Here is a 26,066-nt window from a genome sequence, read left to right on the forward strand (position 1 = left end):
TCGCCAGATCGTCGGAAGGGTGTGGATTCTCGTCAGATCGTGTGACGGATGCGGATGATCACAAGGTCGGGGCATGGATCGGCGCCGCTGTCAGATCGGTGACAGGATTCAGATTCTCATCAGAGCGGAAAATGACCCCGGCCCTCGACACATATGGGGAGAATGGCCAAGATCGCTGGCGTCCAACGCGCGGCCGCGCGGGTTTGGAAACCGACGGCGAGCGGTGTCCGACGTAGTGGCTGGTAAATCGGATGGGCATCGGCAGGTCGTGCGCCGAAGCCTACTCTTGGTCCATTTCTCCGGCGCGGGATGTGCCGTGCGGCACCGCACGTTTGCCGCCTCCACCTCCACGACGCGATGCCTGATCAGCGGCACGTGTCGGCCCGGACGACGCAACCCGATCAGTCGTTCTTCGTTGGCCCGGGTAGGGACCGACCGAAACCCCACCGCAAGCTTTGACCAATGCACACTCTCATACCGTCGCGGCCCTCGTCCCCCGATCGGGCACGCACCCTATAACCAGTCAACATGCTGACTTTCGTCAGCCTGGCTGTGATCCAAGGTCAGAACGTCGCCCGTGACGGCAGCGGCCACTTCACGAAGTCGCAGGTGACGTGTGGCAGCAGCCGTGTCGACGCGGATATCGGTAATGTCCTCTCTCCAATAGCCGCCACCTCGGGGCTGCAAGCCGTCCGCTCCCGTGCCGGATCCAGTTTCGACCTGGCCCTGCCATGGCATCGCCCGGTCGCCATCGCCCAACCTGATCGCGCTTGGCAAGGCGGTGAGCAACTCGGCGAGGTCCTGCAAGACCTGCGTCAGGCGGTCCAGGTTTTGTATCTGCACCAGATCCCCCCGTCCGGGTCGGGCGGTGATCAGCAGATGCGAGACCGTCTCTTGCAGGGCAAGGGCAAGTTCGGCGGCTGCCCGCAGTTCGGCGCTTGCCCCGTCGCACAGGACCGAAAGAGGCACCTGCAAGGCACCTTCTTTGGCTGCCCCTTGCGCCATCATCAAAGCCGTCCCACGACGGCTTCGATGCAGGACTTGAGATCCGCCGGCGTGAAGGGCTTCTTGATGAAGTTGTTCATGCCCAACTGCTTGCCGGTATCGACGATCTCCTTGTCAGCGCGGCCGGTGATCAGGATGAAGCCGACGCCCTTCGTCTTGGGGTTGCCGCGCAGATGCTGAAGCAGTTGCAGCCCATCCATGCCCGGCATGTTGTAATCCGAAATCACCAGGTGCACCGGCGCTTTGTCCAGCGCGCCGATCGCCGAGGCGCCGTCGGTGGCATGGCCGACCTGGGTAATGCCCATGGCATCCAGCGCCTGAACGATGAGGCCGCGGCTGGTCGACATGTCGTCGACAACCATGATGCGCAGTTGATCCTTGAGGCTCATTTCCAGCTCCTGCTCAGGCGGTGGGCAAACGGTAAGTGGTGATCCCGGCAGTGGTCAGTCGGGATTGGGGATGGGCGGTTACGCGCTCGGAATGTCCGACGAACAGCCAGCCGCCGGGGGCCATCTTGTCCTCGAAGCGGCGCCACAGACGGTCCTGGGATGGCGCGTCGAAATAGATCACGACGTTCCGGCAAAAGATGACGTCGAACTTGCCCCGCATCGGCCAATCGCCGTGCAGGTTCAGTTCGCGGAAGCTGACGAGGCGGCGCAGGCTGTCGGACATTGTTGCGCCGGTGCCGGCCTCGGTCATGAACTTCTTGCGCAGCGGCGCGGGGATGGCGGCAATCACGGCCGCTTCGTAATGGCCGTTACGCCCGCGCTCGACCATGACGGGGTCGATATCGGTCGCCAGGACGCGAATGTCCAAGGCTTCGAAGTCCGGCGCCGCCTGCGCGATTTCCATGGCGATCGTGTAAGGCTCTTGCCCGTTCGAGCAGCCAGCGGACCACAGGCGCACACGCCCGCCGGCCCGCGCACGCGCGATCAGGTCGGGCAGTATCTCGGTGCGTAACGTATCGAAATGATGCGATTCCCGAAAGAACTGTGTGACATTGGTGGTCAGGGCCGACACCAGATGGCGCGACTCCTCGGCTGCGGCATCGGTATCGAAAAGGTTCAGGTAGCCTGCGAAATCGGCCACGCCCAATGCGCGCATCCGCTTGGAAAGCCGGGCCTGAACCATGCTCGCCTTGCCAGGGGCCAGAACAATGCCCGAGCCTTCGTAAAGGAGGCGCGAAATGGCGCCGAGTTCCTTCTCGGTCGGCGGCGCAATGGCACCGCCGGCTTGTGCGGGCGCGCTCATGCGGCCTCCGTCATGCCAGAGGGCAGGACCGCAGCCAGATCCAGGACGCGGATCATCCGGCCGTCGACGATGGTTAGCGCCTGGACGAAGCCGTTCGCATCCTCATTGCCGATCGTGGGCGGCGGCTGAAGTTCAGAGCGGGGCAGGGCCAGGATGTCGGATACCGCATCGACAAGCAGGCCCGCCGTCTGGCCGCCGATATGGACGACGATGATCACGTTGCGACTGTCACCGTCGACCTTGTCCATGCCCAGACGCACGGACAGATCGACCACGGGCAGCACCGTGCCGCGCAGGTTGATCACGCCGCGCACATGGGCTGGCGAATGCGGCAGGGGCGTCGCGCGGGTCCAGCCGCGAATCTCGCGGACGGACATGATGTCGACGCTGTATTCCTGTTCAGCCAGCCGAAAGGACAGCAGTTCGATATCGTTGCTGGAGCGGATGTTGGTATCGATGTTCATGGCATTATCCTGCAAGGGCAAGGTCGGCGGGACGGGTATGGCCACAGGCGTTCTGGACCAGATCGGCGGGGTCGAGGATCAGGGCGATCTGACCGTCGCCCAGGATGGTGGCGGCGGCGACGCCGGGGATATGGCCGTAGCTTTGGGCCAGCCCCTTGATCACCACCTGGCGCTGCTCAAGAATGGCATCGACCACCAGCGCCGAGCGGCGGCCGTCCTCTTGGGCGGTCAGCAGCACGATGCCGCCGTCATAGCTGGTCTTGGGTTGGCGATAGCCAAGTTCGGCGCCAAGGTCGTAGAGCGGGACGAAGGCGCCGCGGATATGCAGCACGTTGCTACGCGGACCAAGGCTGCGAATGTCGTCGGGGTTGATGGTCGCGCTTTCCAGGATCGCGGACAGCGGCACGACCAGCGTTTCACCGGCGACATTCACGACCATCCCGTCAAGGACCGCCAGCGTCAGCGGCAGCGATATCGAGAACTTGGTGCCGCGTCCGGGTTCCGAGGTAATCGAAATCCGTCCGCCAAGCGACTGGATCGCGCTGCGCACCACATCCATGCCGACGCCGCGCCCTGACAGGGCCGAGACCTCTTTGGCGGTGGAAAAGCCCGGCAGAAACAGCAGGTTGTCGATATCGGCATCGGTCAGCTGCGCATCGGCCGGGATCAGACCCTTTTCGATGGCGATGTCGCGGACGCGCGGGCGGTTGATGCCTGCGCCGTCATCCTCGATCTCGATCACCACGCGGCCCGACCGATGCAGCGCCGACAGGGTGATGACGCCCTCGCTCGGCTTGCCGGCGGCGCGGCGTTTCTCGGGGCTTTCAAGGCCGTGGTCGACCGCATTGCGGATCATGTGGGTCAGCGGATCAGCCAGCCGTTCGATCACGGTCTTGTCGACCTCGGTGGTCTCGCCCTCGGTGATCAGGCGGACCTCCTTGCCGACGGCGGCCGAGGCTTCGCGCACGATCCGGGCCATGCGCTGAAACAGCGGTTTGACCGGCTGGGCGCGGATCATCATCACGCTGTCCTGGATGTCGCGGGTCAGCATCATGAAGGCCTCAAGCCCGTTCATCACCGCCGAATTGGGCGGTAGGCCGGCTTCGGCCACCGATTGCGAGAGCATCGCCTGGTTGATGACCAATTCGCCGACAAGGTTCACCAGTCGGTCGATACGGTCCAGATCGACGCGCACCGTCGCCGAAGGCGCCTCGGCTGCGCCCTGGCCGCCGCCCGCAGTAGCGCGTGGTGCCGGAGCAGCGGCAACGGCAGGTGCGGCGGCCTGCGGGTTGGGCGTGTCTGCCAAGGTTTGCGCGATCGGCATGGGGGTCGGCGCTTCTAGCGACATGGCGGGTCCGAGCGTGGCGACGGCGGCCGCTGTCGGCGGGGCTGTGACGGGTTCGCTGATCTCATCCTCCTCATCGGGGATGACGAGGGACATCAGCGGGTCGGCATCGGCCGGCATTGCAGCAGCGGCGGCGCCAAGGGGCGTGATGCTGATGGTGCAGACATCCTCGACGAAATCGAAAATATCGCGCACATCGCCTTCACTGGCTTCGGTCGTCAGGGCCACGGTCCAGGCCAGATAGCTCTCCTCGGGCACCAGATCCTCAAGCGCGGGCAGCTGATCGATCCGGCAGGTTACCTGCGCCTCGCCCAGGTTGCGCAGGCTGCGCAGCAGAAGCGCAGTTTCGTTCCCCGACAGATAGAGCGCTGCCTGCGGCGTCAGGCGAATGTCGAAACCTGCGGCAGGCGCTGCGGTCTCAGGTGCCGGGTCATCGCCGCCCAGGTCGAAATCGAAGCTGAGAACCATCGGCTGAAAATCCGCAACCTCCTCCTCGGGTTCGTCGCCGGTCGCGCCGATCAGCGCGTCAAGCGCGGCCAGCACCGCATCGGATTGTGGCGGCGCGGTGCCGTCACGGGCGGCGCGGACGTGATCTTGCAGCATGTCGGCGGCCTGGAAGAACAGCTTCATGCCATCCGCGGCGACAACCAGTCGACCGGAGCGCAATTCGTCCAGCACGGTTTCATAGCGATGCGCGAAAGCCACGAGCGTGTCGAGACCGAAGGCCCCCGCACCGCCCTTGATCGAATGGACGGCCCTGAACACGACGTTGATGGTTTCATGGTCCGGCTCGCCGCTATCGATGGCATCGTCCATCGCGGTCAGCGCGTCCTGAAGGGCCTCCAGCAACTCCTCGCATTCGATGAAGAACGAGGCGCGGATTTCGGCCATGGGATCATGTGTCATCGGCAATACCCCTTAACCCGAGACCGTCTGGATGGCCTTGATCAGCTTTACCGGATCGAACGGCTTGACGATCCAGCCCGTCGCCCCGGCCTGGCGGGCGCGTGCCTTCAGTTCGGGTGCGCTTTCGGTCGTCAGCACCAGGATCGGGATGGCACGGTGGCGATCCTGACGGCGTACCGCCTCGATAAAGCCGAAGCCGTCCATCCGCGGCATGTTGATGTCAGAGATGATGGCATCGGGTGGCGTCATCGCCCCCAGCACCTCAAGCCCGTGGACGCCATCATCGGCGGTCGTGACCTGAAAGCCCGCGCCCGACAGCGCAAGGCGCAGCATGTCGCGCATCGTGCGGCTGTCATCGACGGCAAGGATCGACAGACTCATGCCCCGTCCTCCTGAATGGGAAAGATGTCGGCGGGCAGGCCGAAATCGGCGACCGCCTGGGTGAAGCTGTCAGAGGGCTGCCGCAGGCGCAGGCCGTGGCCGTCGCGCTGGCGCGACTGGCGTGCCGCCAAAAGCACCTGAAGGCAGAGGCCGCCCAGATGCGTCACCTGGGTGCCGTCCAGGATCAGGTCGTCATCCGGGGCGGCGGCGATGGCCTGACGCAGCGTGTCCGCCAAAGGCGCGGCCGCGGGCAGGTCAAGCCGTTCGGCAAGCATCACCGCGGTCATCGCCGCACCCCGCGGCTGGTCATCTTAACATTGGCTGCAATCATGGCCTGGTCCTGACTTGGTCCAACAACATGCGGTCAGGCATAAGGACCAAGCGTTAAGATAGGCTTGATGACAGGACTGTTTTCGCGGGTATTTTAGCGAACTGGGGGTGTTGATGGCCTAAAACTGGCGCAAATGCGCGGCCATGCCGGTCAGGGCGGCGAAATCGTCCTCGATCAGGTTCACCGCGAATCGCTGCATGAAATCGCTGAAGCGGCCCTTGTGGCGGAAACCGTCGCGGAAGGCGGCACCCGTGGCCGGATCGGCCAGACGCGGCGCGACGGCGCGGGCGACACCGCCGATCAGGTGGATGCCGCCAAAGGGCAGATGCACAAGCGCCAGATCGCCCACGACCATGCCCAGAATCCGCGCGAAGGTGTCGGCGGCCTGCACCGCAGGGGCCTGCCCCGCCGCCAGTGCCTTGGCGAAATCGGCCGAACGCGCCGCCGGATCGCCGCCAGCACGGTGGTAAAGCCCAAGGATGCCACGGCCCGACAGCACTTCCTCGACGCCCGGAAAGCCGTCGTGGCGCGCGGCGATATCATCGGCCAGGGCGCGATCAGCCGCGGTCAGCGTCGGCAGTGTGATATGCCCGCATTCCGAGGCCGCGACCAGCCGTCCGGTCGCGGCGTCATGCACCGGGGCGGCGTTGAACCCGGTGCCGATGCCGATCACCAGTTGCACAGCACCAGCCTGCGCCGTGCCGGGCAGGATCGGGCGCATCGCCTTGGCGTCCAGATGGCCAAGCGCGTGGCCCTGCGCGACCAGATCGTTCATCACCACGGCGCGACTGGCCCCGGTCACGGCGCGCAGCCGGTCGCCGTCCATGTCCCAATCCAGATTGGTCAGCCGACCGCGCCCGTTCTCGACCGGGCCGGCCACAGCGGCGGCGGCGGCGGCGATGCGGGGGGTGCCGCGCGCCTTCAGATAGCTTTCAAGCACGGCATCAAGGCTGGCGTGTTCGGCATTGGCAAAGCGCATCACGCTGGCCATGTCGACGCGCGCACCCTGCGCCAGGGCGACCCGCGTGTTGGTGCCACCCACATCGGCGACCAGAACCTGTTCCACCATCATTGCCTCATAGCCTGTGCGAGCGCGTGATAGGATGCCTTGGGGGTGCGGCGCAAGCTGGCGCGATCGACCGCGACCAGCCCGAAGCACTGGCCATAGCCAAGCGCCCATTCGAAATTGTCCATCAGCGACCAGACGATATAGCCCGCCAGCGGCACACCCTGGGCTATCGCCTGACGCGCGGCATCCAGATGCGCGGCCAGATAGGCGATGCGGTCACCATCATCGGTGCCCGCAGGCGCGCCCATCGGATCGGCGGTGCCGTTCTCGGTCACCAAAAGCGGCAGCGCACCGCTATAATCGCGCGCCACGCGGGCCAGCAGCGCGGTCAGGCCCTGCGGGTGACGTTCCCAGCCCATCGAGGTCAGCGGGCCTTGCGCGGGGGCCTCGGCATAGGCGGGCCAGAGGCCGGGCGCCGCAGCGATGCGCTTGCAGGTGTAATAGTTGATCCCCAGCCAATCCAGCGGCGCGGCGATGGTGGCCATGTCGTCCTGCCAGCCATCCGGCAGATGCGGGGCCAGCCCCTCAAGCGCGAGGTCGGGGTAGCGCGCCTGAAACATCGGCTCCAGAAACAGCCGGTTCATGATCGCGTCAAAGCGCGCGGTGGCCGTGGTCGCGGCGGCATCTGCGGGGATCGGCTGCTCAAGATTGACGACCGCGCCCAGATTGCCCAGCCCCTCGGCCCGCAGCGCGGCAATCGACAGGCCATGCGCCAACAAGATGTGATGGGTGGCGCGGGCGGCGGCGCGGATGTCGCGCAGGCCCGGCGCATGGGCCCCCAGGAAATGCGACAGCCAAGCCACGCACCAGGGTTCATTCACCGGCGCGGTCGACCACAGCCGGTCACCCAGATGCCGCGCGATCAGCGCCGCGTAATCGGCCATGCGCAGCGCGGTGTCGCGGTTTGTCCAGCCGCCCCGATCGGCCAGGGCCGCAGGCAGATCCCAGTGATACAGCGTCAGCGCCGGTTTCAGCCCGCGCGCCAGCATCCCGTCGACCAGCCTGTCGTAAAAGGCCAGCCCCTCGGCATTGATCGCGCCGGTTCCCTGCGGCAGAACGCGCGGCCAACTGATTGAAAAGCGGTAGATATCCAGACCCGCACCGGCCACCAGATCCAGATCGCCCTGCCAGTGACGGAGGTGATCGCAGGCCAGCCGCGCGTCGCTGCCATCGACGATCGTGCCCGGCGTCGCGGCGAATGTGTCCCAATGCGACGGCCCTGCGCCGCCCTGTTCGGATCCCTCGATCTGATGCGATGAGGTCGCCGCCCCGAACAGGAAGCCGGGCGGAAAGGCCGACCGTGGGGGCAGGGCGGTCATGGCTGTGCCCCGGCGGCGGGCGCCGGGCCGGTCGATTGGCCGACGATCAGCTCGGCCTCCAGCAGGTCGTGGCGGGGCTGAGGGTCGTGGCTGGCGATCAGGTCCAGCAGCATCTGCGCCGCCCGCCCGCCCGCCTCGCGCACCGATGACCGTGTGGCAGTGAACATCGGCACCTCGCCGCCATTCTTCAGATAGGTGAAATCGTCATCAAAGGTCAGCACCGAGACGTCGCGCCCCATGCGCAACCCGCGCCCCTCGATGGTGCGCCGCACCCCAAGCGCCAGCAGCAGCGAGGCGGTCAGGAAGGCGGTCGGCGGATCGGGCAGGTCCAGCAGATGCGCGGCACTTTCGGCGCCCAGGGCCTCGGTCATCGGGCCGGACACGATCAGATCGGGGTTGGGTGCGATGCCGCACGCGGCCAGTGCCTCGACAAAGCCCGCGCGGCGGCGCTGCGCAAAGCCAAGGATGGCAGGGCCGTTGATCAGTGCGATCCGCCGGTGCCCCAGATCCAGCAGGAAATCGGTGGCGCGGCGAAAGGCGCGCAGATTGTTCACATCCGTCCAGGAATAGGGCAGCTCGACCCCCTCGGCCCGGCCATGCAGCACGAAGGGCAGGCCGATGTCGGTCAGCAGCGCAATCCGGGGATCGTTCAGCCGCGGCGCGTGAACGATGACGCCATCGACATTGCCCTTGGCCCGCAGATCCCGATAGGCGCGGGCATCGTCGTCATCGGGCGCGATATGCAGCACCAGATCATAGCCGTTGCGGGCGTAGATCTCGCCCGCGCCCATGATGAAATCGGCAAAGACCGGGTTCACCAACTCATGCCGTCCGCTTAACGTCAGCACATGGCCGATGGCCATGGCGCGCCCGGTGGCCAGGGCGCGGGCGCGCATGTTGGGGGCGTAACCCAGCCGCTTGGCGGCCTCGGCCACGCGGCGGCGGGTGGCCTCGTTCACCTCGGGATAGCCGTTCAGCGCCCGGCTGACGGTGGTTGGCGAAAGCTGCAACTGCGCGGCAAGCGACTTGAGCGAGATCATCGGGCGGGTCCGTGTCAGACATGCGGGAAAAAGGTCAGCAGTTATTCCCAAACCGCTTTGAGGAACCAGCCTAGACCTGCCGCGCGGCTTGCGTCAATCGGTCATTCCGCCAGCCCCCTTGATATTCCACACGATATTCGGATGATGCTGGCAAGGCACAGCAAATGGTTGACTTGATCTGCAAGGATCGGCACCACTGGTATATTCAAAGCGGTTTGAATGGGCGGGAGGCGCCGATTCGACCCTGGTTCTGGGAGGAACGCATGACCCATCTGACAACCGTTCTGCGTCTCGCGCTGCTGGCTGGCGTGTCGGCGGCGACGCTGCCGGGCGCGGCCCTTGCGCGCGATCTGGTCTTTGCCCCCGGCGAGGATGCGACGCTGAACTGGGCCAGCTTCGAGGCTTTCAAGGCCAATGACCTGAAAGGTCAGACGGTGACGATCATGGGCCCCTGGCTTGGCCCGGACAAGGATCTGTTTGAAAGCGTGATCGCCTATTTCGAGGCCGCGACCGGCGCGACGGTGAACTATTCCGGCTCGGACAGTTTTGAACAGCAGATCGTCATCGACAGCGAGGGTGGCTCGGCCCCCGATCTGGCGGTGTTCCCGCAGCCGGGCCTGGCCGCCGATCTGGCGAAAAAGGGTTATCTGCGCCCGCTGGGCGAGGAAACCGGCAAGTGGCTGGCCGACAACTATGCGGCAGGCGATAGCTGGGCCGCGCTTGCGACGGCGGCCGACAAGGACGGCAAGCCGCAGGTGATGATGTTCCCGTTCAAGGCCGACGTCAAATCGCTGGTCTGGTATTCGCCCGACAACTTTGCCGATGCGGGTTACGAGATCCCGAAAACCACCGAGGAGCTGAAGGCGCTGACCGAAAAGATCGTCGCCGATGGCGGCACGCCCTGGTGCATCGGCCTGGGTTCGGGCGGCGCGACCGGCTGGCCTGCGACCGACTGGGTGGAAGATATCATGCTGCGCACCCAGTCGCCGGCCGATTATGACGCCTGGACGAAGAACGAACTGAAGTTCAACGATCCCAAGGTCGTGGCCGCGATCGACGAATTCGGCTGGTATGCGAAGAACGAAAAGTTCGTGGCCGGCGGCACCGGTTCGGTCGCCGCGACCGACTTCCGCGACAGCCCCAAGGGCCTGTTCGCCAGCCCGCCGCAGTGCTACATGCACCGCATGGCCAGCTTCATTCCGTCGTTCTTCCCCGAAGGCACGGTGGTGGGCGAAGATGCCGATTTCTTCTATTTCCCGGCGCCCGCCGATGGCAAACTGGGCCAGCCTGTGCTGGGCGGCGGCACCATGTTCGCGGTGATGAGTGACAACCCGGTTGCCAACGCCTTTGTCGAGTTCCTGAAAACCCCGATCGCGCATGAGGTCTGGATGAAGCAGTCGGGCTTCGTGACCCCCTTCAAGGGCGTCAATCCCGAAGCCTATGACGACCCGACCAACCGCAAGATGGGGCAGATCCTGCTGGATGCCACCACCTTCCGCTTTGACGGCTCCGACCTGATGCCGGGCGCGATCGGCGCCGGTGCCTTCTGGACCGGGATGGTCGATTTCGTCAGCGGCAAATCCGCGCAAGAGGTGGGCGATCAGATCCAGGCCGCCTGGGACTCGATCAAGTAAGATGATGCGCACGGGGCCGGTCGATCCGGCCCCGCTGCCTGTGACGGTTGCGTGGGGGAGGAACATGGAACTGGCCTTTCTGGCCCTGGGAACCATCGTCGTCGGCGTGTTCGGCTGCGTCGCCTGGTTCTGGGGATCAAACCTGGTGCTGGATGCGATCTTTCCCGCCCGCGGCCCCCATGCGGGCGACAACATCCGCCGGGCCAATGCCATTCGCCCCTGGCTGTTCCTGCTGCCCGCGATCCTGTTTCTGGTCGTCTATCTGGTCTATCCGGTCATCAATTCGGTCTGGCTGAGCATCCACAACAGCGCGGGCGGCTTCATCGGGCTTGAGAATTACCGCTGGCTGGCGGGCGATGCCAAGTTCCGCGAAAGCCTGTTCAACAACGCGCTGTGGCTGCTGGTCGTGCCGGCCATGTCGACCCTGTTCGGCCTGCTGGCCGCGCAACTGACCGACCGCATCCGCTGGGGCAATTTCGGCAAGTCGCTGATCTTCATGCCGATGGCGATTTCCTTTGTCGGCGCCGGCGTGATCTGGAAGTTCATCTATGAGTTCCGCGGCGAAGGCCAGACCCAGATCGGCCTGCTGAACGCCATCGTCGAAAAGCTGGGCGGCACGCCGCAAACCTGGCTGTCGCTGTCGGACTGGTCGCTGAACTCACTGCTGTTGATGGTGGTGCTGATCTGGATCCAGACCGGCTTTGCCATGGTGATCCTGTCGGCCGCGCTGCGCGGCATCCCCGAGGAAACCGTCGAAGCCGCGATCCTGGACGGCGCGAACCCCTGGCAGGTGTTTTTCAGGATCAAGGTGCCGCAGATCTGGGGCACGATTGCCGTGGTCTGGACCACGATCACCATCACCGTGCTGAAGGTGTTCGACATCGTCTTCGTGATGACCAACGGGCAATGGGGCACGCAGGTGCTGGCCAACATGATGTATGACTGGTCATTCCGGGCGGGCGATTTCTCGCGCGGGTCGGCGATCGCCATCGTGCTGATGATCCTGGTGACGCCGATCATGATCTGGAACATCCGCAACGCCCGCAAGGAGATGCGCTGATGGACACGATGGCCGGACACAAGCCCGCCCTGACCTGGGCTGTGAACATCGCCGCCGCGCTTCTGGTCATCCTGTGGACGATCCCGACGCTGGGGCTGCTGGTGTCATCCTTCCGCGATGCCGACCAGATCGCCACCTCGGGCTGGTGGAATGCGCTGTCGGGGTCGGAATCGGTCGATTTCGCCCGCACCCCCGCGCCCAACACCGCCGTGGCCGAGGGCGGCACCTTCGTGCTGCGCGGCGACATCATCGCGGAGGAGGGGCGCGAACTGACCGCCTGGGGCATCACCGCGCGCGAACCCACCGCCTTTGCGCCGGGCGAAACCGCCGATCTGGGCGAGGGCCAGAGCCTGACCGTGCAGGCCGACGGCAGCTATGAACTGCGCGCCGCAACCGCCCCAACGGGCGAACGGGGCCTGCGCATCTTTCGCGCCATCACCACCCCGCCCAAGTTCACCACCGACAATTATGAAAAGGTGATCGGTGCCGAAGGGCTGGGCCGCGCCTTCCTGAACACGCTGACGGTCACGATCCCGGCCACGATCATCCCGATCCTGATCGCCGCCTTTGCCGCCTATGCCCTGGCCTGGATGGAGTTTCCGGGCCGCGCGCTGCTGATCGCCGCGGTCGTCGGCCTGCTGGTGGTGCCGCTGCAACTGTCGCTGATCCCGCTGTTGAAGCTGCACAACAGCATCGGCATCGGCAAAGGCTATCTGTCGATCTGGCTGGCCCATACCGGCTTTGGGCTGCCGCTGGCGATCTATCTGCTGCGCAATTACATGGTCGGCCTGCCGCGCGAGATCATCGAAAGCGCGCGCGTCGATGGCGCGACCGATTTCCAGATCTTCCGCCGCATCATCCTGCCGCTGTCGTTTCCGGCTTTGGCCAGCTTTGCCATCTTCCAGTTCCTGTGGACATGGAACGACCTGCTGGTCGCCACCGTTTTCCTGGGCAACAAGAAGGAAGAACTGGTGATGACGGCCGTCCTGCGCGAACTGATGGGATCGAAGGGCGGCGAGTGGGAGATTCTGGCGGCCTCGGCCTTCCTGTCGATCTCGGTGCCTTTGCTCGTGTTCTTTGCCATGCAGAAATACCTGGTGCGCGGCCTGTTGGCCGGCTCGGTCAAATAACGGAAGATCAATGACCAACTTTCTGAAAAAAGACCCCGATTGGTGGCGCGGCGCGGTGATCTATCAGATCTATCCGCGCAGCTATCAGGACAGTGACGGCGATGGCGTCGGCGATCTGAAAGGGATTACCCGACGGCTGGACCATATCGCCAGCCTGGGGGTGGATGCGGTCTGGATTTCGCCGTTCTTCACCAGCCCGATGAAGGATTTCGGCTATGACGTCAGCGATTACCGCGATGTCGACCCGATGTTCGGCAGCCTGGCCGATTTCGATGCGCTGATCGAAAAGGCGCATGGGCTGGGGCTGAAGATCATGATCGATCTGGTGCTGTCGCATACATCCGACCAGCATCCTTGGTTCAAGGAAAGCCGGGCCAGCCGCGACAATGCCAAGGCCGATTGGTATGTCTGGGCCGATGCGCGCCCCGATGGCACGCCGCCGACCAACTGGCTGTCGATCTTCGGCGGTCCTGCCTGGCAGTGGGATGGCAAGCGGCTGCAATATTACATGCACAACTTCCTGGCCAGCCAGCCTGACCTGAACTTCCACAATCCCGATGTGCAGGATGCGCTGCTGGATGTCGCGCGGTTCTGGCTGGATCGCGGCGTTGACGGCTTCCGTCTGGATACGATCAACTTCTATTTCCACGATCAGAAGCTGCGCGACAATCCGGCCCTGGCGCCCGAGTTGCGCAATGCCGATACCGCGCCCGCCGTGAACCCCTATAATTATCAGTCGCATCTTTACGACAAGTCCCAGCCCGAGATGCTGCCGTTCCTGGAACGGCTGCGCGCGGTGATGGACCCCTATCAGGCCGCCGCCGTGGGCGAGGTGGGCGACAGCGAACGCGGGCTTGAAATCATTGGCGAATATACTGCAGGCACCAAGCGGATGCAGATGTCCTACGGGTTCGAGTTCCTGTCGGATACGCCGCTGACCGCCGCGCGCGTCGCCGATACCTTCACCCGGCTGAATGCGGTCGCGCCCGGTGCGTGGCCCTGCTGGGCGCTGTCCAACCACGATGTGAAGCGCCACATCAGCCGCTGGAACCTGTCGCTGGACGCGGCCAAAGCCTATGCCACGCTGCTGCTGTGTCTGCGCGGCTCGGCCTGCCTCTATCAGGGCGAGGAACTGGGCCTGCCCGAGGCCGACATCGCCTTTGAAGACCTGCGCGACCCCTATGGGATCGAGTTCTGGCCCGAGTTCAAGGGCCGCGACGGCTGCCGCACCCCGATGGTCTGGGAACAGGCCAACGATCACCTGGGCTTTTCGACCGGCGACAAGACCTGGCTGCCGCAACCGGCCAGCCACCGCGATCTGACCGTCGATCTGCAAGAGGCCGACGCGGGATCGCTGCTCCATCACTACCGCAGCGCCCTTGCCCTGCGCGCGCGCCATCCCGCGCTGCGCACCGGCAGTCAGGACGACATGCGCGTGACCGGCGATGTCATCAGCTTCACCCGCCGCGAGGGTGACGAGGCGTTGCGTATCAGTGCCAACCTGTCCGATGTTCCCGCCGAAGGGCTGGCGCCGTGGCAGGTGACGATTACCAATGTTTAAGGGGTAGGGGGACGGGCCATGGCCGATCTGAAGCTCAGCAACGTGTCGAAAGCCTATGGCGAAGTGAAAGTCCTGTCGGACATCAACCTTGACATCACCTCGGGTGAGTTCGTGGTCTTCGTCGGCCCCTCGGGCTGCGGCAAGTCGACCTTGCTGCGGATGATCGCCGGGCTGGAACGCATCACCGGCGGCGACTTGTTCATCGACGGGGTGCGGATGAACGATGTGCCGCCCGCGCAGCGCGGAATCGCCATGGTGTTCCAGTCCTATGCGCTGTATCCGCATATGACGGTGCGCGACAACATGGCCTTTGCCATGAAGATCGCCGGCAAATCCGCCGAGGAAATCCGCGAGGCGACTGACCGCGCGGGCCGCGCGCTGCAACTGACCCCCTATCTGGACCGCCTGCCCAAGGCGCTGTCGGGCGGCCAGCGTCAGCGTGTCGCCATCGGCCGCGCCATCGTGCGTGACCCCAAGGTTTACCTGTTTGATGAACCGCTGTCGAACCTTGACGCCGCGCTGCGCGTCGCCACCCGGATCGAGATCGCGCAGATGAAGGAACAGATGCCCGATCGCACGATGATCTATGTGACCCATGATCAGGTCGAGGCGATGACGCTCGCCTCGCGCATCGTCGTGCTGGCGGGCGGCGGCATCGCCCAGGTCGGCGCGCCGCTGGAGCTTTACACCCGCCCCCGCAATGAGTTCGTGGCCCAGTTCATCGGCAGCCCGGCGATGAACCTGCTGCCGGGTCGCATCACCGCCACCGGCCCGGTCACCACCGTCACCCTGAACGGCGGCGGTGTGGTGCAGTCGATGGTGCCGACCACCGGCGATGATATGGGCCGCGTCGTCAATGTCGGCATCCGCCCCGAGGATTTCACCCCCGCCACCACCGGCCAGCCCGTCTATTCCGGCGAGGTGGCGATCACCGAGGCCTTGGGCGAGGTCACCCAGCTTTACTTCCGCCCCGAGGCGGGCGCAGCGACCGGCGTGATCGCCAAGTTCCCCGGCATCCATTCCAGCCTGCGCCACGCCCATGTCGCGCTGACCACGACGCCCGACAAGGTGCAGATCTTTGCCGACGGCCAGTCGCTGCTGTGGCGCTGATGTCGCAATCGCGCGCAGGATGACGCAAAAGGCGCGCCCCCTTTGGGGCGCGTTTGCTATTCGGGATCAAACAATCTGACGGGGTTCCCATGTCCGAAGAAACCAGCCGTGGCCGCCGGGGTGGCGGTGGTGCCGCCCGCCGCGCCGAACGCACCGCCGTCCGGCAAGAGTTCGCGCGCTATATCGAACGCAACATCCCCAATCTTGACGTGCTGAACGACGAGGCCCTGGCCATCATCGAGGCCAATGCCGAAACCGTGCTGGCCGAGATCGGCGTGAACTTCGTCGACAACCCCGCCGCGCTGGAGCTGTGGCGCAATGCCGGCGCCGAGATCGAGGGCGAGCGCGTGCGCATCCCCCGTGGCCTGGCCCGCCAGCTTTGCGCGACCGCGCCCCAGACCATCACCCAGCACGCCCGCAACCCCGATCGCAACGTGGTGATCGGCGGCAAGAACCTGGTGCTGGCCCCGGTCTATGGCCCGCCCTTTGTCCGCGATCAGGCGGGCGGGCGGCGCTACGCCACCATCGCCGACTTCCGCAATTTCGTGAAGCTGGGGCAGATGTCGAAATGGCTGCACCATTCCGGCGGCACGGTCTGCGAACCGACCGATGTGCCGGTCAACAAACGCCATCTGGACATGCTGCACGCCCATATGACGCTGTCGGACAAGCCCTATATGGGCTCGGTCACCGAACCTTCGCGCGCCGCCGACAGTGTGGAGATGTCGAAGATCCTGTTCGGGTCGGATTTCGTCGATCAGAACACGGTGATGACCAGCCTGATCAACATCAACAGCCCGCTGACCTTTGATTCCGTGATGATGGGCGCGCTCGAGGTCTACGCGAAGGCAAATCAGGCCTGCATCATCAGCCCCTTCATTGTCGGCGGCGCCATGGCCCCGGTGACGGTGGCGGGCACGCTGACGCAGGTTCTGGCCGAGGTGCTGGCGGGCGTCGCCTACAGCCAGCTTCTGCGCCCCGGCGCGCCGGTGATCTTTGGGGCCTTCGTCACCTCGATCGACATGAATTCGGGCGCGCCCACCTTCGGCACGCCCGAGGCCGCGCAGATCACCCTGGGCGCGGGCCAGTTGGCGCGCCGCCTGGGCCTGCCCTATCGCAGCGCAGGCTCGTTCTGCGGCTCGAAACTTCCCGATGCGCAGGCCGCCTATGAAACCGCCAACAGCCTGAACATCGGCCTTCTGTCGGGCGTCAACTTCATGCTGCATGCCTGCGGCTGGCTGGAAGGCGGGCTGGTCTCGTCTTACGAAAAATACGTCATGGATGCCGACCAGTTGGGCGTGCTGCACCGGCTGGCGGGCGGCATCGACATCAGCGCCAACGGGCAGGCGATGGACGCCATCCGCGAGGTCGGCCCCGGCGGCCACTACCTTGGCACTGCCCATACGCAGGCCAATTTCAAGGACGCCTTCTGGCGCACCAGCCTGTTCGACTACAAACCCTTCGAGACATGGGAGGAGGAGGGCGGCCGCGACACCGTGGCCCTGGCCGCCGCCCGCGTCACGCGGATGCTGGGCGAATACCAGGCCCCCGACCTCGACCCCGCCATCCGCGAGGCGCTGGATGATTATGTCGCGCGCAAGAAGGCCGCTGTGCCGGACGCATTCCTGTAACACGACACAAGGGCTGGCCGCCTATCGACTGGCCAGCCCTTTCGTCTTAGTCTAGATATCCCCCCGGAGGCATCCGACAGATCCACGGGGGACAACCGCATGCTCAACGCCTTTACCGTCGCCATCGACGGCCCCGCCGCCGCCGGCAAGGGCACGATCAGCCGCGCCGTCGCTGCGCATTTCGGGCTGGCGCATCTGGATACGGGCCTTTTGTATCGCGCGACGGGCATGAAGGGCGGCGATCCCGCACAGGCGGCGGCCTCGCTGACCGAGGCTGACCTGGCCCGCGACGACCTGCGCAGCCTGGCGGCAGGGCAGGCGGCCAGCCAGGTCGCGGCCATCCCCGCGGTGCGCGCGGCACTTCTGGATTTCCAGCGCCGCTTTGCCCGCCGCCCCGGCGGCGCGGTGCTGGACGGCCGCGACATCGGCACCGTGATCTGCCCCGAGGCCGAGGTAAAGCTGTTCGTCACAGCGCCCCCCGAAACCCGAGCCCACCGTCGCTGGCTTGAGGTCGGCGGCGATCCGGCCGAGGTTCTGGCCCAGACCATCGCCCGCGACGACCGCGACATGAACCGCACTGATGCGCCGTTGCGGCCTGCGGATGACGCGGTGATCCTCGACACCGGCAACCTCAGTGCCGATCAGGCGATCAGCCGCGCCATCGCGCTGATCGACGCTGCGCGCAGCGCGCGCGGGCTGTGACGATCGCCCCGGTTTCCGCGCGGTGCCCTCTTGCGCAGGCGACGACCCTGCCCAGATCACCCAGACAGGGTCGCCCTGCCGCCCGCCACCAAAGGACAAGATGATGAGCCTGCACGACCTGCTGACCTGGCGCTAGGCCACGAAAAAGATGGACCCGGCCCGCCCGGTCGATCCCGCCAAGGTTGACCGCATCCTGCGTGCGATCCAGTTGACCGCCAGCTCCAGCGGCTTGCAACCTTTCCATGTGTTCGCGATCACCAACCCCGACCTGCGCGCCCGCATCCGCCCGGTCGCCTGGGATCAGGCGCAGATCACCGATGGCTCGCATCTTCTGGTCTTTGCCGCCAGGGATAACTACACCGAGGCGCGCATCGATGCCCTTGTCGATCAGATGGCAGCCGAGCGCGGCGGCACCGCCGAGGCGGTCACCGCCTATTACGACCGGCTGAAATCCATGTATCTGCCGCGCGATCCGGCGGTGAATTACGAACATGCCGCGCGTCAGGCCTATATCTCGCTTGGCACCGCGCTGATCGCCGCCGCCGAGGAAGGCGTCGATGCCACCCCGATGGAGGGGTTCGACCCCGCCGCCGTCGATGAGATCCTGGCCCTGCGCGAGCTGGGCCTGCGCTCGGTCGTCCTGCTGCCGCTGGGGCACCGCGCCGATCAGGGCGACTGGCTGAAAGACCTGCGCAAGGTCCGCCGCCCGCTGGACCGGCTGGTCACCCGTCTGGATTGATGGCAGTCCGTTCCCCGGCCCTGCAAATCGCTTGCGGGGCCGGGCTTTTGCCCCTATAGCACCGCCAACCTTGTCAACCGGGCACCCGCCGCGGTCGGCTTGGTTTTTGCAACGAAAGACCGGCGGAGCCAACCGCATGGCCCGAAAAATCGCTGACAAAGGAAACTGAACCGCATGTGCGCCAAAGCGACTATGGAAGAATTCGAAGCCCTTCTTGCCGAGAGCTTCGAGATCGACACCCCCGATGAGGGTTCGGTCGTCAAGGGCAAGGTCATCGCCATCGAGGCGGGCCAGGCCATCATCGACGTGGGCTACAAGATGGAAGGCCGCGTTGATCTGAAAGAATTCGCCGGCCCCGGCGAGACGCCCTCGATCGCCGTTGGCGATGAGGTTGAAGTCTATCTGGACCGCGTTGAAAACGCCCGTGGCGAAGCTGTCATCTCGCGCGAGAAAGCCCGCCGCGAAGAAGCCTGGGATCGCCTGGAGCAGGCCTATGCGAAAGAAGAGCGCGTCGACGGCGCCATCTTCGGCCGCGTCAAGGGTGGCTTCACCGTCGATCTGGGCGGCGCCGTGGCATTCCTGCCCGGCAGCCAGGTTGACGTCCGCCCGGTGCGTGACGCCGGCCCGCTGATGGGTTTGAAGCAGCCGTTCCAGATCCTGAAGATGGACCGCCGCCGTGGCAACATCGTCGTGTCGCGCCGCGCCATCCTGGAAGAAAGCCGCGCCGAACAGCGCGCCGAAGTCATCGGCAACCTGACCGAGGGTCAGATCGTCGACGGCGTGGTCAAGAACATCACCGAATACGGTGCCTTCGTTGACCTGGGCGGCGTCGACGGCCTGCTGCACGTCACCGACATGGCCTGGCGCCGCGTCAACCACCCGTCGGAAATCCTGTCGATCGGCGAGACCGTCAAGGTTCAGGTCGTCAAGATCAACAAGGAAACCCACCGCATTTCGCTGGGCATGAAGCAGCTTCAGAACGACCCGTGGGATTCGGTCGCTGCCAAGTTCCCGATTGAATCGGTGCACAAGGGCCGCGTGACCAACATCACCGATTACGGCGCGTTCGTCGAACTGGAAGCCGGTGTCGAAGGTCTGGTTCACGTTTCGGAAATGTCCTGGACCAAGAAGAACGTCCATCCCGGCAAGATCGTCTCGACCAGCCAGGAAGTCGACGTCATGGTTCTGGAAATCGACGAAGCCAAGCGCCGCGTGTCGCTGGGTCTGAAGCAGACCATGCGCAACCCGTGGGAAGTCTTTGCCGAAACCCACCCGGAAGGCACCGTCATCGAAGGCGAAGTCAAGAACATCACCGAATTCGGTCTGTTCGTCGGCCTCGACCAGGACATCGACGGCATGGTCCACCTGTCGGATCTGTCGTGGGATCGTCGCGGTGAGGAAGCCATCCAGGACTATCGCAAGGGCGACATGGTGAAAGCCGTCGTCACCGAAGTCGATGTCGAGAAAGAGCGCATCAGCCTGTCGATCAAGGCGCTGGAAAACGACCAGATGGCCGAGGCCGTCGAGGGCGTGAAGCGCGGCTCGGTCATCACCGTCACCGTGACGGCGATCGAGGATGGCGGCATCGAGGTGGAATACAACGGCGCCAAGTCGTTCATCCGCCGCAGCGATCTGGCCCGCGACCGTCAGGATCAGCGCCCCGAGCGTTTCCAGGTCGGCGATCACGTTGACGCCCGCGTCACCAATATCGACACCAAGACCCGCCGTCTGGGCCTGTCGATCAAGGCGCGCGAAATCGCCGAGGAAAAGGAAGCCGTGGAACAGTATGGTTCCTCGGATGCCGGTGCCTCGCTGGGCGACATCCTGGGTGCGGCGCTGAAGAACCGCTAAGCGGATTTTGGCCTGACCAAACTTTTTTCCCCGTCCCGGCGTGTCCGGGGCGGGGTTTTTCTTGGCCGAAACCCGGCGTCATGCTAGTTGTCTTTGCGCCGCAAGAGGCTATTTATACCTTTTGTGGACACTTTGGCCCGGCCACAAGGGCCGTCACCGTTGCGACAGGGAAGACCATGATCCGATCCGAACTGATCCAGAAAGTCGCCGAAGCCAATCCGCATCTGTTCCAGCGCGATGTGGAACGGATCGTCGCCACGATCTTCGATGAAATCACCGAGGCCCTGGCGCGCGGCGAACGGGTCGAATTGCGCGGCTTTGGCGCGTTTTCCGTGAAGCGCCGCGATGCCCGCACCGGGCGGAACCCGCGCACCGGCGAAAGCGTTCCGGTGGACGAAAAGCATGTGCCGTTCTTCAAGACCGGCAAGCTCTTGCGCGACCGTTTGAACGCCGAATAGCCGACCGCCGAAAGGACAGACCCCGATGCTGCGTGTGTTGAACCTGGTGATTCTGGGGGCCTTGCTGATCGTCCTTCTGGGCATGGCCTTCGCCAACCGCGAGATGGTCCTGCTGGAGGCGATGCCGGCCACCTTGGCCGCTTGGATCGGCGTTGACTGGTCGGTGCGGATGCCCTTGTTCCTGGTCATCCTGATGTCGGTTCTGCTGGGCCTCGTCATCGGCCTCGTCTGGGAATGGCTGCGCGAATACGGCCAGCGGGCCGAGGCGGCGCGCACCCAGGCCGAGTTGCAGCGCACCCGTCAGCAACTGGCCGAGACGCGCAACACCCTGCCTGCCGAGCAGAAAAGCCGCGACGACATCCTGGCCCTGCTGAATGAGCGGTGATCGCAGGCCGGCTTCGGCCTTCGTCACGCGCCCGGTCGATGCCGGGCCGGTGCGCGTCAAGATCTGCGGGCTGACCGACCCCACCACCCTTCGCGCGGCGGTCGAGGCCGGGGCCAGCTATCTGGGCTTTGTCTTCTTTGCCAAATCCCCCCGCCACGTCAGCCCGGATCTTGCGCGCGATCTGGCGCTGATGGTGCCGCCCGGCGTCATCAAGGTCGCGCTGACGGTGAATGCCGATGACGCGACGCTGGCCGCGATCACTGATCACGTCGCCATTGACATGCTGCAACTGCACGGCACCGAAACGCCCGCCCGCGTGGCCGAGGTCCGCGCCCGCTTCGGCCTGCCCGTGATGAAGGCGGTGGGCATCGCCGGGCCGGACGATCTGCCGCGCCTGATCGATTACGGCACCGTCGCCGACCAGTTGCTGATCGACGCCAAGCCCGCGCCGGGCGCCGATCTGCCCGGCGGCAATGGCGTCAGTTTTGACTGGCGGCTGATCGCCAACCGCCGCTTCCTGCGCCCCTGGATGCTGGCTGGCGGCCTGACCCCCGCCAATGTCGCCGAGGCGATCCGCCTGACCGGCGCGCGCCAGCTCGACGTGTCATCCGGCGTCGAAACCGCGCCGGGCGTCAAGGACGCCACCCGTATCGCGGATTTCATCGCCGCCGCCCGCGCATGATCGCCTTTCGCCCTGCCACCCGCGCCGATATCCCCGCCGTCATCGCGCTGCTGGCCGACGACGTGCTGGGTGCCACGCGCGAGGCCGCCGACCCCGCCCCCTACCTTGCCGCCTTCGACGCCATGCAGGACGCGGGCGCGAACCATCTGATCGTCGGTGAGCAGGCCGGGCAGGTGGTGGCCTGCTATCAGATCACCTTCATCTCGGGCCTGTCGCTGAGTGCCGCCCGCCGCGCCCAGATCGAGGGGGTGCGCGTCGCCCGCGCCTTGCGCGGCCAGGGCCATGGTGCGGCGCTGATGGGTGATGCCGAATCCCGCGCCCGTGCCGCCGGTTGCGCGCTGCTGCAATTCACCAGCAATGCGGCGCGCAGCGAGGCGCATCGTTTCTACGAACGGCTGGGCTACGCCCCCAGCCATATCGGCTACAAGAAACGGCTTTAGCTTCTTCTGTTCCCAAATACTCGGACCGGACGCTGGACGCCCCGCGCGCCAGCCGGTAAGCCGGACCAAACAACCAAAGGCCGCCCCATGACCGCCCCCATCACCGATCGCCCCAACAGCTTCACCTCTGGGCCCGACGCGCATGGCCGCTTCGGCATCTTCGGCGGCCGCTTTGTCGCGGAAACGCTGATGCCGCTGATCCTGGCGCTTGAGGCCGAATATGAAAAGGCCAAGACCGACGACAGCTTCTGGGCCGAGATGGACGATCTGTGGACCCATTACGTCGGCCGCCCCAGCCCGCTTTACTTTGCCGAAGGCCTGACCCGCCACCTGGGCGGCGCCAAGATCTACATGAAGCGCGATGAGCTGAACCACACCGGCGCGCACAAGATCAACAATGTGCTGGGCCAGATCCTGCTGGCGCGCCGCATGGGCAAGACGCGCATCATCGCTGAAACCGGCGCGGGGCAGCATGGCGTTGCCACCGCCACGGTCTGCGCTAAGTTCGGCCTGAAATGCGTCGTCTACATGGGCGCGACCGATGTCGAACGTCAGGCCCCGAACGTGTTCCGCATGCGCCTGCTGGGGGCCGAGGTGGTGCCGGTCACCAGCGGTCGCGGCACGTTGAAGGATGCGATGAACGATGCGCTGCGCGACTGGGTGACCAATGTCCGCGACACGTTCTATTGCATCGGCACGGTCGCCGGCCCGCATCCCTATCCGGCGATGGTGCGTGATTTCCAGTCGATCATCGGCAAGGAAACCCGTGACCAGATCCAGCGCGCCGAGGGGCGGCTGCCCGACACGTTGGTCGCCGCGATCGGGGGCGGCTCGAACGCCATGGGGCTGTTCTACCCGTTCCTGGATGACGCCAATGTTCGCATCATCGGGGTCGAGGCCGGCGGCCACGGCGTCGACGATCGCAACGAACATGCCGCGAGCCTGTCGGGCGGCCGTCCCGGCGTGCTGCACGGCAACCGCACCTATCTGCTGCAAGACGCCGATGGCCAGATCCTTGAGGGGCACTCGATTTCGGCCGGTCTCGACTACCCCGGCATCGGGCCGGAACATGCCTGGCTGCATGATGTGGGCCGCGCCGAATATGTCAGCATCACCGATGCCGAGGCGCTGAAGGCGTTCCAGCTTTGCTGCGCGACCGAGGGCATCATCCCCGCGCTGGAGCCCAGCCACGCACTTGCCCATGTGATGAAGATCGCCCCCGACCTGCCGCGCGACCATCTGATCGTGATGAACATGTGCGGCCGCGGCGACAAGGACATCTTCACCGTCGCCAGACACCTGGGCGTCGACATCCGCACTTAGCGCGTCAGCTCCAGCAGATTGAACCGGCTTTCCAGCCAGGGCGCGGGGAACAGCATCCGCGCCCGGTCGGGACCGGCGCTTTCGACCCGCGCCACATCGGGAAAATGCTGGGGCAGGGCGTTCGGGTCGGTCACCGGCGGCAAGCTGGCATAATCCGGCGCGACCTCTCCCGCGACAAAGCTGGTGCCCAGATAGATCAGCGCGTCGTCCTGTTGGGTGATCCTGCCGCGCGTGCGCTGCGATCCGGTCAGCTTTTCAAAGCTGCCATCCGCGCCGATCCGGCAACGAAAGCTGTCATAGACGGTGATCGGGGTGATGCCGCCGATCTTGATCACCCGGCAGGTCCAGTCCCCGGCCAGATCGCGCAGGCCCACCGCCCGCGCAGGCCCCGCCATCACCCGTGCGACGGCGGCCAGATCATCGGGATTGCCCCCGGCATAGGCCTCGATCATCGCGGCGCCGAAACTGGCGGGCAGGGCGTCCAGCCGCGCCTGATCCTCGGGGCGGATCGCCAGATCGCCCGCCATCACCGGCAGCGCGCTGGCCATGAACAGCGCGACAAGCGCGCGTGGGTCAGTCCTCGGCGTCATGGGCAAACCGGCGCAATTGTTCGATCGGGATCACCTCCAGCGCGCGGCGGTGCGTCGCCTCCAGCACCACGCGCGGGGCCGCGCCCTCATCGACGAGTTGCAGGAACCGCGCCGCGCACAGGCACCAGCGATCGCCCGGCTTCAATCCGGCAAAGCGGTATTCCGGGCGCGGCGTCGACAGGTCATTGCCCAGATAGGCCGACATCGCCAAAGCCTCGGCATCCATGATCGCGCACACCGTATGGCGGCCACGATCCTCGGCCCCGGTGTTGCACGATCCATCCCGATAGAACCCGGTCAGCGGGTCCATCGAACAGGGACGCAGCGGCCCCCCCAGCACATTGATCGCAGGCTCGGTCATGATCGCATCTGACCACGCCCCGCCGCCCCCGGCAAGCACTCGATCGCGCTTTCTTCTTGGCTGAAATATCCTGAGGGGATGGGCCGCAGGCGCAAGGGGAGGCAAAGCCCCCCATGCGGCAATGACAAAGGGCGCCCCGTGGGGCGCCCCTTGCCAGACCTGACCGGATCAGAACCCGGCCTTGATCTTTTCAAACTCGGCCAGTTGCCGCTCGCGCAGCGCCGGATCGTTCGGCAACTGCTCCAGCACCGGCACCGACACATCGATCAGACCGGCGGTCTTCACCTGCTCGGGGTCAAGCGTCGCCATCGCCTTGGTCGAGGTATGGCCATAGCCGATCGCATCAATCAGTGCCTGGCCCGATTCCGGGCGCAGCCACGAGTTCATGAAATCATAGGCCTTGTCCTCGCTGCCCGGCCCGCCCTTCAGGTTGACGTAACCGCAGATGAAGCTGGACGAACCCTCGGTCGCCTCGCGCTGGAAGCCCACCGGGAAATTGTCGGCCTGCAAATAGGTCACGCCGTCATTCCACGACCAGGCCACCAGCACCTCGCCCGAGGCCATCAGCTGCGATTGCTCGGACGGGTCGGCCCAATAGCTGCGGACATTCTTGTGCGCCTCGCGCAGCCAGGCGGCGGCGGCGGCGAACTGGTCTTCGGTGACATTGGTCCAGTCGCTGACGCCGGTCGCCAGATAGGCCAGCGACCAGACATCATCCGAACTGTCGGGCAGCGAGGTTCGGCCCTGGTATTTCGGATTGGTAAAGACCGCCAGGCTGGCCACGTCCTCGACCGGCACTTCGTCCTTGTTATAGGCGATGCCGACGGCGCCCCAGTCGGTCGGGATGAACCACAGCCCGCCATCATCCTTGAACACCTTGGATTCCAGGAACTTGGGGTCCAGATCGGCAAGCGCGGGCAGGCGCGCCTCATCCCAGGGTTCGATCAGCCCGGCGTCGCGGTATTTGGACACCATCTGCGAACAGGGATGGGCCACATCGGCCTTGAACCCCGAGGACACCTTTTGAAAGGCCTCGTCATCATCGCCGAAGAACGCATAGGTGGGGTAATCGCCGTGCTTTTCCTTATAGGCCTCGGCCAGGCCCGGCACCTCGAACCCGGCCCAGTCAAAGACCAGCAATTCGGGGTCGGCGGCCAGCGCCGGAAGGGCGGTCAGGCTGATCGCGGTGGCAGCCAGAAGGTGACGCAGTTTCATCGCAAATCCTTGTGCTGGGGCTGTCGGTCGGGCGAAAGGCTAGAATCGTGCCGCCCGTCCCGCAAGGGCTTTCGTGACCCGCT

At 65.4% G+C, this 26,066-nt stretch carries 27 protein-coding genes; 14 read left to right on the top strand and 13 right to left on the bottom strand.

From position 1 onward, the window contains the following. Nucleotides 1-513 precede the first annotated feature (513 nt). The 10 genes from ACEYYA_RS06190 to ACEYYA_RS06235 all read right to left on the bottom strand — a co-directional run bounded on the left by ACEYYA_RS06190 (nucleotide 514) and on the right by ACEYYA_RS06235 (nucleotide 9,108). The gene (locus tag ACEYYA_RS06190) at nucleotides 514-1,008 is read right to left on the bottom strand and encodes a hypothetical protein (protein ID WP_374798698.1); all 495 of its coding nucleotides are present in this window, start codon (nucleotides 1,006-1,008) and stop codon (nucleotides 514-516) included. After that, nucleotides 1,008-1,394 (bottom strand): response regulator, encoded by a 387-nt coding sequence (locus ACEYYA_RS06195; RefSeq protein ID WP_374798700.1) that lies wholly within the window; start codon nucleotides 1,392-1,394, stop codon nucleotides 1,008-1,010. The genes ACEYYA_RS06190 and ACEYYA_RS06195 overlap by 1 nt, the downstream gene beginning before the upstream one ends. A gap of 13 nt (nucleotides 1,395-1,407) precedes the next feature. Beyond that, a complete protein-coding gene (locus ACEYYA_RS06200; RefSeq protein ID WP_374798702.1) occupies nucleotides 1,408-2,256 on the bottom strand; it encodes a CheR family methyltransferase in 849 nt (282 codons plus the stop codon). Beyond that, complete coding sequence (locus ACEYYA_RS06205; protein WP_374798704.1) at nucleotides 2,253-2,720, bottom strand: chemotaxis protein CheW; 468 nt, start codon at nucleotides 2,718-2,720, stop codon at nucleotides 2,253-2,255. The genes ACEYYA_RS06200 and ACEYYA_RS06205 overlap by 4 nt, the downstream gene beginning before the upstream one ends. 4 nt (nucleotides 2,721-2,724) lie before the next feature. Beyond that, a complete protein-coding gene (locus tag ACEYYA_RS06210) occupies nucleotides 2,725-4,971 on the bottom strand; it encodes a chemotaxis protein CheA (protein ID WP_374798706.1) in 2,247 nt (748 codons plus the stop codon). 12 nt (nucleotides 4,972-4,983) lie between these two features. Beyond that, nucleotides 4,984-5,352 carry a response regulator gene (locus ACEYYA_RS06215; RefSeq protein ID WP_374798708.1) on the bottom strand — a complete coding sequence of 123 codons (369 nt, stop codon included), beginning with the start codon at nucleotides 5,350-5,352 and terminating at the stop codon, nucleotides 4,984-4,986. Then, entirely contained in the window at nucleotides 5,349-5,639 is a 291-nt protein-coding gene (locus ACEYYA_RS06220) for an STAS domain-containing protein (protein ID WP_374798710.1), read from the bottom strand. Before ACEYYA_RS06220 ends, ACEYYA_RS06215 begins: the two co-directional genes overlap by 4 nt. Nucleotides 5,640-5,801: 162 nt before the next feature. Then, on the bottom strand, nucleotides 5,802-6,752 hold the full coding sequence (locus ACEYYA_RS06225) for a glucokinase (protein WP_374798712.1): 951 nt from the start codon (nucleotides 6,750-6,752) through the stop codon (nucleotides 5,802-5,804). After that, the gene (locus ACEYYA_RS06230; RefSeq protein ID WP_374798714.1) at nucleotides 6,752-8,071 is read right to left on the bottom strand and encodes a GH1 family beta-glucosidase; all 1,320 of its coding nucleotides are present in this window, start codon (nucleotides 8,069-8,071) and stop codon (nucleotides 6,752-6,754) included. Before ACEYYA_RS06230 ends, ACEYYA_RS06225 begins: the two co-directional genes overlap by 1 nt. After that, a complete protein-coding gene (locus ACEYYA_RS06235) occupies nucleotides 8,068-9,108 on the bottom strand; it encodes a LacI family DNA-binding transcriptional regulator (RefSeq protein ID WP_374799110.1) in 1,041 nt (346 codons plus the stop codon). The genes ACEYYA_RS06230 and ACEYYA_RS06235 overlap by 4 nt, the downstream gene beginning before the upstream one ends. Before the next feature lie 266 nt (nucleotides 9,109-9,374). Here ACEYYA_RS06235 and ACEYYA_RS06240 point away from each other — a divergent pair, with 266 nt between their 5' ends. The 14 genes from ACEYYA_RS06240 (at nucleotide 9,375) to trpB (ending at nucleotide 23,817) form a co-directional block, all read left to right on the top strand. Further along, a complete protein-coding gene (locus ACEYYA_RS06240) occupies nucleotides 9,375-10,745 on the top strand; it encodes an ABC transporter substrate-binding protein (RefSeq protein WP_374798716.1) in 1,371 nt (456 codons plus the stop codon). Nucleotides 10,746-10,809: 64 nt separating this feature from the next. Continuing rightward, nucleotides 10,810-11,805 carry a carbohydrate ABC transporter permease gene (locus ACEYYA_RS06245; RefSeq protein ID WP_374798718.1) on the top strand — a complete coding sequence of 332 codons (996 nt, stop codon included), beginning with the start codon at nucleotides 10,810-10,812 and terminating at the stop codon, nucleotides 11,803-11,805. Further along, complete coding sequence (locus ACEYYA_RS06250; RefSeq protein WP_374798720.1) at nucleotides 11,805-12,935, top strand: carbohydrate ABC transporter permease; 1,131 nt, start codon at nucleotides 11,805-11,807, stop codon at nucleotides 12,933-12,935. Before ACEYYA_RS06245 ends, ACEYYA_RS06250 begins: the two co-directional genes overlap by 1 nt. Before the next feature lie 10 nt (nucleotides 12,936-12,945). Then, nucleotides 12,946-14,496, top strand: a complete 1,551-nt coding sequence (locus tag ACEYYA_RS06255) for an alpha-amylase family glycosyl hydrolase (RefSeq protein ID WP_374798722.1) — start codon at nucleotides 12,946-12,948, stop codon at nucleotides 14,494-14,496. A gap of 18 nt (nucleotides 14,497-14,514) precedes the next feature. Next, nucleotides 14,515-15,606 carry an ABC transporter ATP-binding protein gene (locus tag ACEYYA_RS06260; protein ID WP_374798724.1) on the top strand — a complete coding sequence of 364 codons (1,092 nt, stop codon included), beginning with the start codon at nucleotides 14,515-14,517 and terminating at the stop codon, nucleotides 15,604-15,606. Between the two features lie 89 nt (nucleotides 15,607-15,695). Further along, the gene (locus ACEYYA_RS06265; protein WP_374798726.1) at nucleotides 15,696-17,237 is read left to right on the top strand and encodes a trimethylamine methyltransferase family protein; all 1,542 of its coding nucleotides are present in this window, start codon (nucleotides 15,696-15,698) and stop codon (nucleotides 17,235-17,237) included. 99 nt (nucleotides 17,238-17,336) lie between these two features. After that, nucleotides 17,337-17,939, top strand: coding sequence for a (d)CMP kinase (locus ACEYYA_RS06270; RefSeq protein ID WP_374798728.1), 603 nt, complete (start codon nucleotides 17,337-17,339; stop codon nucleotides 17,937-17,939). A gap of 148 nt (nucleotides 17,940-18,087) precedes the next feature. Beyond that, the gene (locus tag ACEYYA_RS06275; RefSeq protein WP_374798730.1) at nucleotides 18,088-18,678 is read left to right on the top strand and encodes a nitroreductase family protein; all 591 of its coding nucleotides are present in this window, start codon (nucleotides 18,088-18,090) and stop codon (nucleotides 18,676-18,678) included. A 174-nt stretch (nucleotides 18,679-18,852) separates the two neighbouring features. Then, on the top strand, nucleotides 18,853-20,529 hold the full coding sequence (rpsA, locus tag ACEYYA_RS06280) for a 30S ribosomal protein S1 (protein WP_374798732.1): 1,677 nt from the start codon (nucleotides 18,853-18,855) through the stop codon (nucleotides 20,527-20,529). Between the two features lie 80 nt (nucleotides 20,530-20,609). Continuing rightward, on the top strand, nucleotides 20,610-20,987 hold the full coding sequence (gene ihfB / locus ACEYYA_RS06285) for an integration host factor subunit beta (protein WP_374798734.1): 378 nt from the start codon (nucleotides 20,610-20,612) through the stop codon (nucleotides 20,985-20,987). A gap of 25 nt (nucleotides 20,988-21,012) precedes the next feature. Then, complete coding sequence (locus ACEYYA_RS06290; RefSeq protein WP_374798736.1) at nucleotides 21,013-21,372, top strand: lipopolysaccharide assembly protein LapA domain-containing protein; 360 nt, start codon at nucleotides 21,013-21,015, stop codon at nucleotides 21,370-21,372. Beyond that, nucleotides 21,362-22,054, top strand: coding sequence for a phosphoribosylanthranilate isomerase (locus tag ACEYYA_RS06295; RefSeq protein ID WP_374798738.1), 693 nt, complete (start codon nucleotides 21,362-21,364; stop codon nucleotides 22,052-22,054). Before ACEYYA_RS06290 ends, ACEYYA_RS06295 begins: the two co-directional genes overlap by 11 nt. Then, complete coding sequence (locus tag ACEYYA_RS06300) at nucleotides 22,051-22,494, top strand: GNAT family N-acetyltransferase (protein WP_374798740.1); 444 nt, start codon at nucleotides 22,051-22,053, stop codon at nucleotides 22,492-22,494. Before ACEYYA_RS06295 ends, ACEYYA_RS06300 begins: the two co-directional genes overlap by 4 nt. A gap of 87 nt (nucleotides 22,495-22,581) precedes the next feature. Then, on the top strand, nucleotides 22,582-23,817 hold the full coding sequence (gene trpB, locus ACEYYA_RS06305; RefSeq protein ID WP_374798742.1) for a tryptophan synthase subunit beta: 1,236 nt from the start codon (nucleotides 22,582-22,584) through the stop codon (nucleotides 23,815-23,817). On the opposite strand, the gene ACEYYA_RS06310 is transcribed toward trpB, so the two are convergent. The 3 genes from ACEYYA_RS06310 to ACEYYA_RS06320 form a co-directional block, all read right to left on the bottom strand. Continuing rightward, nucleotides 23,814-24,407 carry a DUF4893 domain-containing protein gene (locus ACEYYA_RS06310; RefSeq protein ID WP_374798744.1) on the bottom strand — a complete coding sequence of 198 codons (594 nt, stop codon included), beginning with the start codon at nucleotides 24,405-24,407 and terminating at the stop codon, nucleotides 23,814-23,816. The genes trpB and ACEYYA_RS06310 overlap by 4 nt on opposite strands. Then, nucleotides 24,391-24,768, bottom strand: a complete 378-nt coding sequence (locus ACEYYA_RS06315) for a DUF2237 family protein (RefSeq protein WP_374798746.1) — start codon at nucleotides 24,766-24,768, stop codon at nucleotides 24,391-24,393. The genes ACEYYA_RS06310 and ACEYYA_RS06315 overlap by 17 nt, the downstream gene beginning before the upstream one ends. A gap of 168 nt (nucleotides 24,769-24,936) precedes the next feature. After that, nucleotides 24,937-25,983, bottom strand: a complete 1,047-nt coding sequence (locus tag ACEYYA_RS06320; RefSeq protein WP_374798748.1) for an ABC transporter substrate-binding protein — start codon at nucleotides 25,981-25,983, stop codon at nucleotides 24,937-24,939. Nucleotides 25,984-26,066 lie beyond the last annotated feature (83 nt).

The sequence above is a fragment of the Paracoccus zhouxuedongae genome (genome assembly GCF_041927815.1).
Taxonomy (GTDB): domain Bacteria; phylum Pseudomonadota; class Alphaproteobacteria; order Rhodobacterales; family Rhodobacteraceae; genus Paracoccus.